This window comes from Streptomyces sp. NPDC037083 (genome assembly GCF_055606485.1).
Genome location: NZ_JBVJSQ010000002.1, coordinates 807,558 through 822,109, shown reverse-complemented (window position 1 = coordinate 822,109; position 14,552 = coordinate 807,558). Strand labels below are relative to the sequence as shown.

Genomic DNA, 14,552 nt, shown 5'->3' with positions numbered 1-14,552 from the left:
CTCACATGCCCCGGCGGCTCACGCCCTGGCCGCTCACGACCCGGTTCACTCACGCCTCGGCTGCTCACAACCCGGCCCGCAGACGACCCGGCGCTCACGTCTCGGCCCGCACATGCCCCGGCCCTCACATGCCCCGGCGGCTCACGCCCTGGCCGCTCACGACCCGGTTCACTCACGCCTCGGCTGCTCACAACCCGGCCCGCAGACGACCCGGCGCTCTTCTCGGCTCGCACATGCCCCGGCGGCTCACGCCCCGGCTGCTCACAACCCGGCCCGCAGGACGACCCGGCGCTCACGCCCCGGCCCGCTCACGCCCCGGTCGCTCACAACCCGGCATGCACATGACCCGGCTCCCACGACCCAGCCGCACACGCCCCGGCCCGGCCCGCCTCGGGAGTCCGGTGCAGATTCCGCGCCGGCCCGTCCCCTCGCCTGCGGGGCGCGGCACCAGGCGGCCCGACTGACGCGCCTGCCGACCGGCGCTGCCGATCCGCGCTGCCGACCGGCGCTGCCGACCCGCGGCAGCCTCAGCCCCGCGGCGCCCCGGACGACCCGCGCACCATCAACTCGCCCCGGATCGTGGCGATCCCGCCGGGCGGCGGCTCCTCGCGGCCCATGGCGATGCGCCCCGCCCGGGCCCCCGCCTCCGCGAGCGGAAGCCGCACGGTCGTGAGGGAGGGCACCGCGTCGATGCTGAACGGCAGGTCGTCGAAGCCGGCCACCGACACGTCCTCGGGAATGCGCAGTCCCGACTCCCGCAGCGCGGCGCAGGCGCCGAGGGCGACGGAGTCGTTGGCGGCGACGACCGCCGTCAGGGAGGGGTCGCGGCGCAGCAGTTCCAGGGTCGCCTCGTAACCGGCCTGCCGGTCGTACCGCCCGTGCACGGTCCAGCGCGGGTCCTCCTCGATGCCGGCCGCGGCCAGCGCCGCCCGGTGGCCCTCCAGCCGGTGCCGGGTGGTCGTGCGCTCCTCGGGGCCCGCGATGTAGCCGAGCCGCCGGTGCCCGAGCCCGATCAGGTGCTCGGTCAGCGCCCGCCCGCCGCCGCGATTGTCGAAGGTCAGTGCGATCGCCGTGGTCTCGGGCGCCGGCGGCCGGCCGCACAGCACGACGCGCGTGCCCGCCTCGCCCAGCCGGCGAAGCTTCCCCGCCACGGCCGTCGCGTGCGGCTCGTCCTCCACGGCTCCGCCGGTCAGCACCACGGCCGCCGCCCGCTGCCGCTGCAGCAGGGTCAGATAGGTCAGCTCACGCTCCGGCGAGCCCCCGGTGTTGCAGACCACCGCCAGCCGTTCGCCCCCGGCCCGGCCGCCGGGCCCCCCGATCTCCGACTGGATCGCGCTCGCCATGATCCCGAAGAAGGGGTCGGCGATGTCGTTCACCAGGATGCCGACCAGGTCGGACGTGGCCGCGGCCAGCGCGCTCGCCGGGCCGTTCAGCACGTAGTCCAGCTCGTCGACCGCCCGCAGCACCCGCTCCCTGGTGGTAGCGGCCACGGGGTAGTTCCCGTTCAGCACGCGCGACACCGTCGCGGGCGAGACCTGCGCGCGGGCCGCCACGTCCGCCAGGGTCACCGTCATCTCGTCGTCCTCCGGTCACGCATCTCGTCGTACGTCGTCGTACGCCCTGGTGGACGGCGACCTGTGCGGACGCGGTTCCGGGCGTGTCGAGCAGACCTTACGGCCCCGGACCCCCGTTGTTCGCCCCCTCGAACAACTCGGGATGGACACGGTCTTGTCCGGACCACCGCTCAGAGGCTAGCTTCTCCTTGGATAGAAAGCGCTTGCTGTAACGCTGATCAGGAAGAGGCGTACGCGGCGCGTACAACCGCGTACGAAACGCGCAGGCAGGCTGCGCACGACGCCAATGAAGGGATCGACGTGACACGCAAGACGGTGCGGATCGCCATGAACGGCGTGACCGGGCGCATGGGTTACCGCCAGCACCTCGTCCGCTCCATCCTGGCCCTCCGCGAACAGGGCGGCCTCGACCTCGGCGACGGCACCGTGCTGTGGCCGGAACCCGTCCTCGTCGGCCGCCGCGAGCACGCCCTGAAGGCGCTCGCCGAACAGCACGGCCTCGACCCGCTCAACGTCTCCACCGACCTCGACGCGGTCCTCGCCGACCCGACCGTCGAGATCTACTTCGACGCCCAGGTCACCTCCGCCCGCGAGGAGGCGATCACGAAGGCGGTCGCCGCCGGCAAGCACATCTACACCGAGAAGCCCACCGCCACCGGCCTCGACGGCGCCCTGGCGCTGGCCCGACTGGCCACCGCGGCGGGCGTCAAGCACGGTGTCGTCCAGGACAAGCTCTTCCTGCCGGGCCTGCTGAAGCTGAAGCGGCTCATCGACGGCGGTTTCTTCGGCCGGATCCTCTCCATCCGCGGCGAGTTCGGCTACTGGGTCTTCGAGGGCGACTGGCAGGCCGCCCAGCGGCCGTCCTGGAACTACCGCGCGGAGGACGGCGGCGGCATCGTCGTCGACATGTTCCCGCACTGGGAGTACGTCCTGCACGAGCTGTTCGGCCGGGTGAAGTCCGTCCAGGCCCTCACCGCCACCCACATCCCGCAGCGCTGGGACGAGCAGGACAAGCCCTACGACGCCACCGCCGACGACGCCGCGTACGGCGTCTTCGAGCTGGAGGGCGGCGCGATCGCCCAGATCAACTCCTCCTGGGCCGTGCGCGTCCACCGCGACGAACTCGTCGAGTTCCAGGTCGACGGCACCGAGGGCTCGGCCGTCGCCGGACTGCGCAACTGCCGCGTGCAGCACCGCTCCGCGACCCCCAAGCCGGTCTGGAACCCGGACATCCCCGCCACCGAGGTCTTCCGCGACCAGTGGCAGGAGGTGCCCGACAACGGCGAGTTCGACAACGGCTTCAAGGCCCAGTGGGAGCTGTTCCTCAAGCACGTCTACTCCGACGCCCCCTACCGCTGGGACCTGCTGGCCGGCGCCCGCGGCGTCCAGCTCGCCGAGCTGGGCCTGAAGTCCTCCGCCGAGGGCCGCCGCCTCGACGTCCCGGAGGTCACGCTGTGACCCTCCGGCTGCCCGACGCGAGCGGCACCCTGCGCGCCTACGAGCCCCGCGCCGAACCTTTCGCACCGACCCCCGGCGCGCCCTTCACTTCGCGCACGGTGTACTCGGCGGCGCACGTCGTCGCCGACCCCTTCGCGGACGTGTCGCCGGACTCGCCCGCCGCCGTCGACTGGGACGCCACCCTCGCCTTCCGCCGCCACCTGTGGTCCCACGGGCTCGGCGTCGCCGAGGCGATGGACACCGCCCAGCGCGGCATGGGCCTGGACTGGGCGGGCGCGGCCGAGCTGATCCGCCGCTCCGCCGCCGAGGCCAGGGCGGTCGGCGGCCGCATCGCCTGCGGCGTCGGCACCGACCAGCTGACCGCCGGCGGCACGCTCGCCGAGGTCCGCGCCGCCTACGAGGAGCAGCTCGCCCTCGTCGAGGAGTCGGGCGCGCGGTCCATCCTGATGGCGTCCCGCGCCCTGGCGGCCGCCGCCTCCGGCCCCGAGGACTACCTCGACGTCTACGGCCATCTGCTGCGCCAGTCCGCCGAGCCGGTGATCCTGCACTGGCTGGGCCCGATGTTCGACCCGGCGCTGGAGGGCTACTGGGGCTCGGCCGACCTGGACGCGGCCACCGACACCTTCCTCGAGGTCATCGCCGCCCACCCCGACAAGGTCGAGGGCATCAAGGTCTCGCTGCTGGACGCGGGGCGCGAGATCGACATCCGGCGCAGGCTGCCGCAGGGCGTGCGCTGCTACACCGGCGACGACTTCAACTACCCCGAGCTGATCGCGGGCGACGAGAAGGGCTTCAGCCACGCCCTCCTCGGCATCTTCGACCCGCTGGGCCCGCTGGCGGCGGAAGCGGTCCGCGTCCTCGACACGGGGAACGTGACCGGCTTCCGGGAGCTGCTGGACCCGACGGTCGACCTCTCCCGCCACCTCTTCCAGACCCCCACCCGCTTCTACAAGACGGGCGTGGTGTTCCTGGCCTGGCTGGCCGGACACCAGTCGCACTTCACGATGGTCGGCGGCCTGCAGTCGGCCCGCTCCCTCCCGCACTTCGCCCGCGCCTATGAACTCGCCGACGGGCTGGGCCTGTTCCCCGACCCCAAGCTCGCCGAGGAGCGGATGAGGAACCTGCTCGCCCTGTACGGAGTGACCCAGTGACCGGCTCCCTGTCCCGCTTCTCCATCAACCAGATGACGGTCAAGCAGCTGTCGCTGCCCGAACTGGCCGACGCCTGCCGGGACCTGGGCGTCGTCAACGTCGGCCTGTGGCGCGAGCCGGTGAAGGCGTACGGCGTGGAGGCGACCGCGAAGCTGGTCCGGGACGCGGGCCTGACGGTGACGACCCTGTGTCGGGGCGGCTTCTTCACGGCGATCGACCCCGACGAGCGGGCGGCGGCCCTCGCCGACAACCGCCGCGCGATCGACGAGGCCGCGGCCCTCGGCACCGAGGTGCTGGTCCTGGTCTCCGGCGGTCTGCCCGCCGGCTCCAAGGACCTGCACGGAGCCCGCGAACGCATCGCGGACGCCCTCGCCGAACTCGGCCCGTACGCCGAGGAGCACGGGGTGAAGCTGGCCATCGAGCCCCTGCACCCCATGTACGCCTCCGACCGCTGCGTGGTCTCCACGCTCGCCCAGGCCCTCGACCTGGCCGAACGCTTCCCGGCCCACCAGGTCGGCGTCACGGTCGACACGTACCACGTCTGGTGGGACGACCAGGCCCCCGCCCAGATCGCCCGCGCGGGCGCGGGCGGCCGCATCCACACCTTCCAACTCGCCGACTGGACGACCCCGCTGCCCGAGGGAGTCCTGACCGGTCGCGGCCAGATCGGCGACGGCGCGATCGACATGCGCGAGTGGCAGGGTTACGTGGAGGCGGCCGGCTACACGGGCCCGATCGAGGTCGAGCTGTTCAACGACGGCCTGTGGGCGCGGGACGGCCGCGAGGTCCTGACGGAGACGGCGGAGCGGTTCACGAGGAACCTGAACCTCTGAGTGACGGCGCTGGGCCGCACAGGGTCCGAAGGCTGCGGGCGTCGGAGACCGCCGGCGCCCGCAGGCCCTTCCACGTCAGCGCTCCCTGTCCGCCGCCATGATGCCGACGCATTCCACGAGTGCCGCGTGCAGCGACGGTACGAAGGCGGCGAGTTCGGCGTCCGACGACCTGCCTCCCTCCAACACGGCCTCGACGACCGTCACCAGGACGGCGGCGGCCTTCAGCGCGTGCGTGTCGGCCAGCTCCTCCAGCACCCCGCCGGGACGCGCGACCACGAACGCCTCCTTGCCGGTGGCGGGGTCGACGCCGACGCTGCGAAAGCGCCGCGCGCTCATGCGGCGGCCCCCGCCGGTACGTGGAGCTGGTGGCCCAGGGCTACGAGGTACGGGCGCACCAGAGGCAGCCCGTCGGCGAGGATCACGTCCGCGGGGACCGGCCGCGTTCCGGTTGCGCGGGCGGGGTACGGCGGGGGGACGGCCGGACAGGGCGAAGGCCCGAGTGCGCGGTGCGCTCCGCGCGGAGGCAGGAAAAGGCTCAGGATCGCGGCCAGTAGGCCCAGTAGGCTGCGCACAGGTCGACTCCTTCATAGTCGGCACAGCCCCGGCGTGGAAGCTCTCACCCTTCCCACCGGGGCGTCTTGGTATTCGGGAGCCTAGCCCAATAGCGATAGTGGTAGGTAGTGGTTGGTAGTAGTACTAAGTAATGCGCAGTAGAGGGTGGCGGCATACGGTCATCGGGTGGACAAGATCAGCCCCGATTCACCGCAGTACGTCTATGAACAGCTCGCCGCGATCATCGAACGGAAGATTCGAGCCGGTGAGTACCCGCCGGGCACGCGGCTGCCGGGCGAACTGACCATGACGCACGAGCACAAAGTCGGCCCGGGCACAGTCCGTCGCGCTCTGGACATCCTTCGGGACAGGGGGCTCGTGGTGACGGTACGGGCCCGCGGCTCGTTCGTCTCCGACCCCCTGCCACCCGCCCCCGAGACGCCCGCGCCGCCTGCCTAGTACCGCCGGACCGGGGAGCGCGAAGGGGGCCGCCCTCCGCCAGGTGCGAGCGGTAGGCGGCCCCGGTGATGCCTGGGCGTGACGCGGAGGGTCAGTCGGGCAGGCGGTGCAGCAGCCAGGTGCACAGTTCCTCGGTGATCCCGGTGTGCGGCGTGGTCGTCGATGAAAGGACGAAGTCGTCCAACTCGCTGTCCTCCGGGGACAGGTCGTCGACCTTCGCGTACAGGTCGGCCTGTGCCTCGATGTCGCGGATGGCGACCGCGCTCACCGACGGCACGAAGCACACCTCCTCGTGCCGCAGATCCACCGTGCCGCCGAGCTTCCGCATCGCGTCGGCGAGGATCTTGTAGGTGTGCAGGGTGCCGCCGGGCGCGCCGTCCAACTCCGGGAAGCCGTCGGTGGTGATGGTCTCGTCTGCCGCGGGGAACCGCCGGTTCAGGTAGGCGACCGTCACGTCGTCGCCCTGGGCCTGGGTGTAGAAGGTGGTGCCCGGGTAGATCCGGTCGATCCGCAGCGCCATCTCACCGGGCGTGACGTCCGGCAGGCCGATCCCGTCGCCGCGGCCGTTGGCGATGCCGAGCAGACGCGGGATCCGCGGCCAGCCGCCCATCCGGTCGAGCGCGGCCAGGAACTCGGTGCGCTCCTTGGCGACCTCGATCTTCCCGGTGTCCTTGTCGTAGTGGCGCCAGAGCATCTGACGGGCCGCCGGGCTGTCCATCTGCTTCGCGAAGTCGTTCGCGAACGGGATGAAGTACGAGAACGCCTGTACCCCGATGGGGATGGAGGCGCCGCGGTGCGGGCTGTCGTACGAGAAGTACAGCGCGGTCTGGTGGTGCATCCGCTGCGTCTCCAGCTTGGCCAGTGCGTAGCGGGTGACGATGCCGCCCATGCTGAACCCGCCGACGACCAACGGGGCGTCGCCCTGCTTCTCGGCGTTGGCCCGCATGACGGCGGCCACGGCGGCTTCCGCGTTGTCCAGGATCGACGCGGAGCGCTCCTCGAACCCGAGCAGGATCACGTCCCTGCCGCGTCGGCGCAGTTCGCTGATGAAGGGGTAGCCGCCCTCCAGCCCCTGGTACAGCTTGTCGAGCTCGCTGCGGCCCAGGTTGAAACCGTCGGCCATGATCACGGGGCGGACGAGATTGCCGGGGGTGGTGTTGCCCTCGCCCCGGAAGATCCAGGCGAAGCCGTTCGGCAGGGTCCAGTCCTCGTGCTCCGGGACCTCGACCGGGCTGGGGGGTTCGGTGGTGATGGCGGCACCGAGGGTGAAAGCGCCGACGTTGGGCTCGGCCGTTTCCGACATGGTCGTGCTCCTTGTGGGAGGGGCGGTGAACGACCACATCATGGAGGGCGATTTGCCCGCATCACCCGTTTGACCTGCGCCGTTCATTCCAAGTGATGCATTTGTACCCGGGAGGCGTTTGATGCGCACGGCATGTGCCACTGGCCTGTTTCGTTCGCTCCGCTGTTCGCCGAGGAGCGGCGGGCAGCGGCCGTCGATCGGCGGTCACCGTAGTGACAACGGGCCTTGAGAACCACGACGGCCTTGCCCTCCACCACGTACACCGGGCGACGTTCGTCGTTCGGTGCGAGCTTCGGTCCTGGCTGGAAGAGGCCGTCAAGCCTCCCGCTCCGCATCCGGCAGCCCCGCCCGCAGATGCGCCGCCAACTGCTGAAGCTCGGTGAGGGTACGGGCGTCCGTCCCGTCGCCCAGCGGGTAGTGCAGGGCCGGGGCGGAGGCCGGGCCCAGGGCGACGGGGCGCACCGCGAGGGGCGGGCGGCGGGCGTGGGTGAGTCCGATGCCGCGTACGTCGTGCGCGCCCAGGGTGAAGGCCACCGGCAGGGGCGGCGCCTGGAGCACGGGCGCCGTGGTGAGGTCGCGGGAGGCCCGGCGGACGGAGGCCAGCATCGTCGTCAGGCCGTGCCCCTCGACGAGGGCTTCGGCGAGCGGCGTGATCGCGTCCAGAGGCGGCGCCTCACCGTCCCCGTACCCGAGGGTCAGTGTCACGTCCTGCTCGACGCCCGCGGTCGTCCGGGTGACCCGGATCCACCCCAGCGCGGGCCGGTCGGGGTGTCCGGCGACGACCAGGTGGGTGGGCTCGGGGGCCCGGTCGCGTGCCAGTTCGGTCAGCCGCCGCGGCGACCACGGCAGGTTGACGGGTTCCGCGGTGCCCCAGCCGGCCGGGGGCGAGCCGGTGAGCGCCCGCCAGGCCGTCTCCACGCCTTCCCCCAGGACGACGTCCTCCTGCGCGGGGAGCACCGTGCGGAACGCCACGATCAGCTGTCGTTCGGCACTGGGGGACGTCCGCCCGAACGCCTCGGCGACCGACGCCGCGCCGTCAGCTGCGAGCGCCGGCGCGAATGTCCCGCCCTGCCAGCGCAGCACCGCCCCGGACAGTCCGTCGTAGTAGCCCTGCGCCGGGTCCTGGACGACCCAGCGGTTGGGCACCTGCAGGAGGGTGGCGCGGGCCGGGGCGCTGAGCCGGACGTGCGGCGGGGTGACGATCTGCAGGGCGCGGCCCGATTGCGCCGTGCTGCGCAGCAACGCGGAGAGCCAGGTGGTCAGGGCCAGGACGGGCCGGTCGGTCAGGACGACGGCCGTGCTCTCGGTGAGGACGTCCACGACCGGCTGCCCGTCGTCCGGTGCGAGCGCCGCGCTCACGTCCACGACCCCGGTGTTCGCACTGGCCTCGGGCCATGTGCTGCCGCCCAGCAGCAGGGCGAGCCGCCCGCACACCGAACCCGCCAGCCGCTCCGCCTCGGGCACCGCGCCGGAGGCGCGCGCCTCGGTCCACCAGAACGGCACGGGCACGTCCCGGCCGAGCAGCCGTTCGGCCTCCCCGGGGACCTGGACGAGCAGCGGCGCCTCCACGGACACCAGGGGCCTGCCGTCCGGGGCGCACAGACGCAGCACGGCGCCCTCGGACCCGGCGGTCACGTTCGTCCCGGGCCCGCCCGCGTACAGGCCGGCCAGCAGGGCCCAGGTGTCCGGCATCTTGGGGGTGAGGGCGATGACGTCCTTCACGACTCTTCCTTCTCGGCTCCGGTCAGCGCGGTCTGGACGAGCTGGTGGCGGCGGCCGCGGCGGACCAGGGTGCCGCGGCCGGGCGGCTGCTGGGAGGCGTACAGGCCGGGGAAGAGCTGTCCCTCGGTGCGGTCGCCGGTCATCACCAGGGCGCTGGAGCCCGTCTCGCGCAGGGTGGTCAGGAGCGGTTCGTACAGCGCGCGCGAGGCCCCGGCGGTACGGCGTGCGAGGACGAAGTGCAGGCCGATGTCCTGGGCGCTGGAGACGTACGGCAGGAAGGGCGCGAGGGGTTGTTGTCCGGCGGTGGTGAGGATGTCGTAGTCGTCGACGAGGATGACGATCCGCGGGCCCCGGAAGGAGGGCTCGTCGGTCTCCGGCGCGTCCGGATCCGCGGTCTCCGGCAGCCGCTTCTGCAGTTCGGCGGCGATGCCCGTGGAGAGGGCGGCGGCGAGGGTGGCGTTGTGGGCGTATCCGCCCCGGTACGGCTCCGGGACGATGCCGCGCAGCCCGCGGCGCGGGTCGAAGACGCCGAAGACGAGTTCCTCGTCGGAGTACCGCTCGACGAGACCGGCGACGATCAGCTTCAGGAGGTTCGTCTTGCCGCACTCGTTGTCGCCGAGGATCAGCAGGTGCTGGTCGCCGCCGAAGAGGTCGAGCAGCACGGGAGCGAGGGCGTCCTGGTCGAGGCCGACCGGTATCCGCCGCGGTTCGGCGGCCGGCGAGGGCAGCCGGGTCGCCGGCAGCCGGGCCGGCAGCACCCGCACCGGGGCCGCGGGTTCGCCGGGCCAGGTGGCGTGGACGGTCCGGGCCGCTTCGTCCAGGGCCGGCCCCAGGTCGCCGGTCGTTGGCGAGCCGTCGAGGCGGGGCAGGGCCGCCTGCGCGAACAGCTTGCCGTCGGTGAGCACCCGACCGGGTGTGTCCGGGGAGAGGGTCTCGGAGAGTTTGCGGTCGACGGAGGAGTCGGCGGGGTCGTTCAGCCGCAGCTCGACGCGGGTGCCGAAGAGCGACTGGGTGGCGATGCGGACGTCGTTCCAGCGCAGCATGCCCGCCACCACATGGATGCCGTAGCCGCCGCCCCGCTTCAACAGGTCGGCGATCGACTCGTCGAGGTCGGCGAAGTCGTCGCGCAGCGCACCGAACCCGTCGACGACGAGGACCACGTCGGTGGAGCCGAGCCGCGGCAGCCGGCCCTGGGCGCGGAGCCGGCGGAGCTGGTCGACGGAGTCGATGCCGTGCTCGCGGAAGACCGTCTCGCGCTCGGCGAGCATGGCCCGGACCTCGGCGACCGTACGGGCCGCGCGTTCGCGGTCGGCCCGGCCCGCGATGCCGCCGACGTGCGGCAGGGCGGCCAGCGCCGAGAGGCCGCCGCCCACCAGGTCCAGGCCGTACACGGCGACGTCCCGAGGGGTGTGGGTGGCCGCCAGTGACAGGACGAAGGTCCGCAGGAGCGTCGTCTTGCCGGACTGGGGGCCGCCGATCACGGCCACGTGACCGCCGGCCATGGTCAGGTCCAGCACCCACTGGCCCTGCCACTGCCGGGCCGGGTCGTCGAGCACGCCGAGCGGCACCCGCATCCCGCCCGTGGCGCGCGCCAGCTGCAGTCCGCGCTCGGAGACCCGGACCGGTCCCGCGGCCGCGTCCAGGGTGACGGCGTCCGGCAACGGGGGCAGCCAGATGCGGCGGACGGCGGGCGCGGCACCGGCGAGCCGGCCGACCATGAGGGACAGGACGGTCGGGCCGGTCTCCCGTCGGGTGGCGGTGGATTCCTCCGCCGTCTGCTCCTCGGCCCGCTGAGTGGTGTTGTACGTCGGGTAGGGCAGAACCAGCGGGGGTTCCTCGCCGTCCCGGTCGCGCACCGCCGGCCCGCGGTGCGCGCCGGAGACGTACCCGGCCTTGAACCGTTCGTAGGTGGAGGTGTCGACCTTCAGGTAGCCGAATCCCGGCAGGGGCGGCAGATGGAAGGCATCGGTGGTGTCGAGGACCGTGCGGGACTCGTCGGCGGAAAAGGTCCGCAGGCCCAGCCGGTACGACAGGTAGGTGTCCAGACCCTTGAGCTTGCCGCCTTCGATGCGCTGACTGGACAGCAGCAGATGCACGCCGATGGAGCGGCCGATGCGGCCGATGGACAGAAATAGGTCGATGAAGTCCGGTTTGGCGGTGAGGAGTTCGCCGAACTCGTCGATGACGACGAACAGGTGCGGGAGCGGTTCGAGGTCCGGCTTCACCGTGGCGCGCAGCACGGCGTAGTGACCGATGTCGGCGACGTTCCCGGCGTCCTTCAGGACCTGCTGGCGGCGCCTGACCTCGCCGGCGAGGCTGGTGTGGACTCGTTCGACGAGGCCGGCCCGGTTCTCCAGGTTGGTGATCATCCCGGCGACGTGGGGCAGTTCGGCGAAGGGTGCGAACGTGGCGCCGCCCTTGTAGTCCACCAGGACGAGGGCGAGGTCCTCCGGAGCGTGGGTGGCGGCCAGCGCGAGCACGAGGGTGCGCAACAGCTCGCTCTTGCCGGAACCGGTCGCCCCCACGCACAGGCCGTGCGGTCCCATGCCGAGCTGGGAGGACTCCTTCAGGTCGAGCAGGACGGGTTCGTGACGATCGGTCACACCGATGGGCACGCGGAGGAAGTCACGTTCACTGCGCGGTTTCCACAGGGTGGGGAGATCGAGTTCGGCGGGGTCGGCGACGCCGAGGAGCACGGGAAAGCCGACCGGTCCGGTGACCGGGGTGCCCTCGGCGGCGGACTCCGGTGACAGCCGTAGCGGGGCCAGCAGGCGGGCGATGCCCTCCGCGCCGGCGACGGTGACCGGGTCGACGGTGCCTTCGGCGGTGGAGCCGCGCAGATCGTCGACGACCACCCGGTCGCCGTGGACGCTGATGCGGACGCTCACCTCGTCCGGCTCGTGAACCTGCTCCTGGAGGAGGTGCACCACGGTGACGCCCATGTCGGGCAGCCCGACCGCCGAGTCCGGGCGCGGGAGGTCGCAGGCCGGCTCTCCGTGGGCGTCGACGAAGACCAGCAACCGGCCGGCCAGCCGCAGCGCGTTCCGGTCGGCCAGACCGCGCCGTACCTCCGCCGCGTACGCGGATCGTCGGCCCAGCTCATGGCGCAGCCGTTCGGCCAGCTGCCTCAGGTCGGGAGCGATACGGCGGGCGGCCACGGGGCCGTCGTGCGCCTGCGGATCCAGTACATGGGGCAGCCACTTGGCCCACTCCCACTCGGCCGACCGCTCGCCCGGCACGGCCAGTGCGAGCGCCACGTCGTCCGGCGCGTGCGTCACCGCCGTCTGTACGAGCAGCGCCCGGGCCACCCGCAGGACGCCCTCCCGGTCACCGACGACGCTGACGTTCCCGGCGCGGTCCAGCGGCGCCGGCAACGGCACGTCGGTGGCCGTCGCGAACCGGCGTTGCAGGGCGCGCGCCTCGTTGAGCATGAACGGGTCCGGCGGCGTCAGCACACCGCCCGCGCCGCTCTGCTGAAGGACGGGTTCCTGGGCCGGTACGTCACCGAGGCCCACCCGCACCCGCAGGAAGTCGGCATCCTGGCGGCGCCGCTCCCACAGCCGGGCCGGATCCCGCACCAGGTCGTACAGGGCTTCAGGGGACGGGTTCAGCTCCCGCTCCGCATCCCGCAGCCGGCGCTCGGCCGCCCCCAACTCCTCCCGCAGGTCCTCCAGGTACTCCAGGTAGCGCTCGCGCTGGGTACGCCGGGTGCGCTGCGCCTTGCCGCGCTGCGACAGGAACAGGGCCACCGCCCCGAGCAGCGCGAAGACCAGTACGACCGCGCCCAGCACCGCGAACCGGCTGTTGCGGATCACGGTCATCATGATCACGGAACCCATGACGCCGGCCATCGGCAGCAGCGCGGTGGCCGCGTTGCCGATCTTCCCCTCGGGCAGGTTGGGCGGCGCCTCGACCGTGCGGGGCCGGGCGGCTTCGAGGGGTCGGGTGCTGCGGGCGGGCCGGTGGACGATCTGCAGGGTCACAGGCGGACTTCTCCGGAGCGGGTCGTGACGGTCGTGAGGTGGGCGGGGCGGGGCGGACGCGGAGCGCGCCCCGCCGGACGGGTGCTCATCGCACCCTCACCGCGCGCCCCATCACCTCGGCGGCCAGCCGGAGAACGGCGTGCTGCGTGGTCTGCGCCAGCAGGTCGGTGCGGATGGGACCGCCACCCGCCAGATGACGGTCGTACGGCACGGTGACGACGGTGACGCCCGGCTCCCTGAGATGCGCGGCGGCCGCCTTGTCGTCGAGGACGGTGTGGGGAGTGCCGGAGACCAGTGCCACGACCGTCGTGGCCAGTGCCGAGTGCGGCAACCGCGCCAGCCAGTCCAGCACCTGACGGGTGGCGCCGACGCCCTCCGCCGTCGTCGGCGCGACCACGACCCGGGCGTGCGCGGTGTCCATGGCCGTACGGGCCACCTCGCCGGGCAGCGTCTCGCAGTCGACGACGGTCACGGCGAAGTAGCGGCGCAGCGCCAGCGTCACCTTGCGGTACGTCGTCATGTCGAGCGGGGCGCCGACCTGGCCCCGGCTCGCGGGCAGCAACCAGCCGCCGTCCGACACCGGTACCAAGTAGCCGGTCACGTCGGTCAGTTGCATGGACGGGTTGAGGATCGGCGCGAGATCGGCGCACGTCCAGCGCACCGCCTCCGCGCCCATGCGCACCGGCAGGGTGCCCAGCGCGGCATCCGCCTCCAGCGTCAGCACCAGGTCGTGTCGGTAGTGGTTGAGGGTGCGCCCGAGCAACGCGGCGACGGTGGACTTGCCGACGCCGCCGCGAATGGAGGTGACGGCCACCACCCGGCCCGTCGTGACGGGCTGCTGCAACTCCCGGGCGATCCGCGTCTGTTCGGCGACGTCCTGGGCGACGGACGAGGTGAGTTTGCGCAAGGCCCGCCCCGTGCGCCGGGTCACGGGGTCCCCGTGCAGGGGTCGTCCCAGGGCGAGGAGGAGACGCGGATCGAGGGTGGGGGAGGACTCGGGAGCGGGGGGCGCGGGGAGGCGGGGGTCGCGGACGGGCGCGGCGGGTGGAGCAGGCGTCGCGGGCCGCTCCGGGTCCGGCTGGTCGACGGCCGGAACACCGGATTCGAGGGCGGGGGACACGGCACTGCCCGGTGTCCCGGGCGCGGTCGAGGGGACGGCCGCGGGCGGGGCCCCCGGGACGGGTGTGCGCGGGCCGGACGGGCCGCCGTCGGAGGCCGCCCCCGCCGCGGCTGCCGCGGGCGGCGAGGGTGTGGGGTGCGAGGGTGCGGGCCGTGAGGGTGCCGGGTGCACGAGCCGCAGCGCGGGCTCGCCCGGCCGGGCGGAGGAGGCCGCCTCCCGGCCACCGCCCGCACCGGCATCCGGCTGCCCGGTCCCATCGGCCCGGGCGTCCGTGTCCGGGCGGCCGCCTGCCATGCCGCCGCTCAGCTCGCGCAGCACGTCCCGTTGCCAGTCGCCGCCACCGCCGTGTGCCGGCGGCCGCTCCCGCCACTGATCCCCCTGTGTCATGCCGCCGCGC

Annotated in this window: 10 protein-coding genes; 4 read left to right on the top strand and 6 right to left on the bottom strand. The window is 73.1% G+C overall.

What is annotated here, in order from left to right:
- Positions 1 to 527: 527 nt before the first annotated feature.
- Entirely contained in the window at positions 528 to 1,574 is a 1,047-nt protein-coding gene (locus ACZ7DE_RS08365) for a LacI family DNA-binding transcriptional regulator (protein ID WP_470758926.1), read from the bottom strand.
- A gap of 300 nt (positions 1,575 to 1,874) precedes the next feature.
- Between ACZ7DE_RS08365 and ACZ7DE_RS08360 the strand changes: the two genes are divergently transcribed.
- From ACZ7DE_RS08360 to ACZ7DE_RS08350, 3 genes are read left to right on the top strand one after another with little or no spacing between them, the layout of a single operon-like run.
- The gene (locus tag ACZ7DE_RS08360) at positions 1,875 to 3,032 is read left to right on the top strand and encodes a Gfo/Idh/MocA family protein (protein WP_470758925.1); all 1,158 of its coding nucleotides are present in this window, start codon (positions 1,875 to 1,877) and stop codon (positions 3,030 to 3,032) included.
- Positions 3,029 to 4,183 (top strand): dihydrodipicolinate synthase family protein, encoded by a 1,155-nt coding sequence (locus tag ACZ7DE_RS08355; protein ID WP_470758924.1) that lies wholly within the window; start codon positions 3,029 to 3,031, stop codon positions 4,181 to 4,183. The genes ACZ7DE_RS08360 and ACZ7DE_RS08355 overlap by 4 nt, the downstream gene beginning before the upstream one ends.
- A gap of 32 nt (positions 4,184 to 4,215) precedes the next feature.
- Positions 4,216 to 5,016: a sugar phosphate isomerase/epimerase family protein gene (locus tag ACZ7DE_RS08350; protein ID WP_470758999.1), complete on the top strand. Its 801-nt coding sequence runs from the start codon at positions 4,216 to 4,218 to the stop codon at positions 5,014 to 5,016.
- A 75-nt stretch (positions 5,017 to 5,091) separates the two neighbouring features.
- Here the strand turns inward: ACZ7DE_RS08350 and ACZ7DE_RS08345 are convergent, their stop codons facing one another.
- Positions 5,092 to 5,352 (bottom strand): hypothetical protein, encoded by a 261-nt coding sequence (locus ACZ7DE_RS08345; protein ID WP_470758923.1) that lies wholly within the window; start codon positions 5,350 to 5,352, stop codon positions 5,092 to 5,094.
- A 402-nt stretch (positions 5,353 to 5,754) separates the two neighbouring features.
- On the opposite strand from ACZ7DE_RS08345, the gene ACZ7DE_RS08340 reads away from it, so the two are divergent.
- Positions 5,755 to 6,027: a GntR family transcriptional regulator gene (locus tag ACZ7DE_RS08340; protein ID WP_470758922.1), complete on the top strand. Its 273-nt coding sequence runs from the start codon at positions 5,755 to 5,757 to the stop codon at positions 6,025 to 6,027.
- A gap of 91 nt (positions 6,028 to 6,118) precedes the next feature.
- On the opposite strand, the gene ACZ7DE_RS08335 is transcribed toward ACZ7DE_RS08340, so the two are convergent.
- The 4 genes from ACZ7DE_RS08335 to ACZ7DE_RS08320 form a co-directional block, all read right to left on the bottom strand.
- Complete coding sequence (locus ACZ7DE_RS08335) at positions 6,119 to 7,330, bottom strand: esterase/lipase family protein (RefSeq protein ID WP_470758921.1); 1,212 nt, start codon at positions 7,328 to 7,330, stop codon at positions 6,119 to 6,121.
- Positions 7,331 to 7,645: 315 nt separating this feature from the next.
- On the bottom strand, positions 7,646 to 9,022 hold the full coding sequence (locus ACZ7DE_RS08330) for a DUF6177 family protein (RefSeq protein ID WP_470758998.1): 1,377 nt from the start codon (positions 9,020 to 9,022) through the stop codon (positions 7,646 to 7,648).
- Between the two features lie 26 nt (positions 9,023 to 9,048).
- Positions 9,049 to 13,035, bottom strand: a complete 3,987-nt coding sequence (gene eccCa / locus ACZ7DE_RS08325; RefSeq protein WP_470758920.1) for a type VII secretion protein EccCa — start codon at positions 13,033 to 13,035, stop codon at positions 9,049 to 9,051.
- Between the two features lie 85 nt (positions 13,036 to 13,120).
- Positions 13,121 to 14,542 (bottom strand): hypothetical protein, encoded by a 1,422-nt coding sequence (locus ACZ7DE_RS08320; protein ID WP_470758919.1) that lies wholly within the window; start codon positions 14,540 to 14,542, stop codon positions 13,121 to 13,123.
- Positions 14,543 to 14,552 lie beyond the last annotated feature (10 nt).

What these genes read in the sequence shown, in the direction of transcription:
- ACZ7DE_RS08365 (WP_470758926.1), bottom strand. Translation starts at nt 1,574, where the DNA reads ATGACGGTGACCCTGGCGGACGTGGCGGCCCGCGCGCAGGTCTCGCCC.
- ACZ7DE_RS08350 (WP_470758999.1), top strand. Translation starts at nt 4,216, where the DNA reads ATGACGGTCAAGCAGCTGTCGCTGCCCGAACTGGCCGACGCCTGCCGG.
- ACZ7DE_RS08345 (WP_470758923.1), bottom strand. Translation starts at nt 5,352, where the DNA reads ATGAGCGCGCGGCGCTTTCGCAGCGTCGGCGTCGACCCCGCCACCGGC.
- ACZ7DE_RS08335 (WP_470758921.1), bottom strand. Translation starts at nt 7,330, where the DNA reads ATGTCGGAAACGGCCGAGCCCAACGTCGGCGCTTTCACCCTCGGTGCC.
- ACZ7DE_RS08330 (WP_470758998.1), bottom strand. Translation starts at nt 9,022, where the DNA reads ATGCCGGACACCTGGGCCCTGCTGGCCGGCCTGTACGCGGGCGGGCCC.
- ACZ7DE_RS08320 (WP_470758919.1), bottom strand. Translation starts at nt 14,542, where the DNA reads ATGACACAGGGGGATCAGTGGCGGGAGCGGCCGCCGGCACACGGCGGT.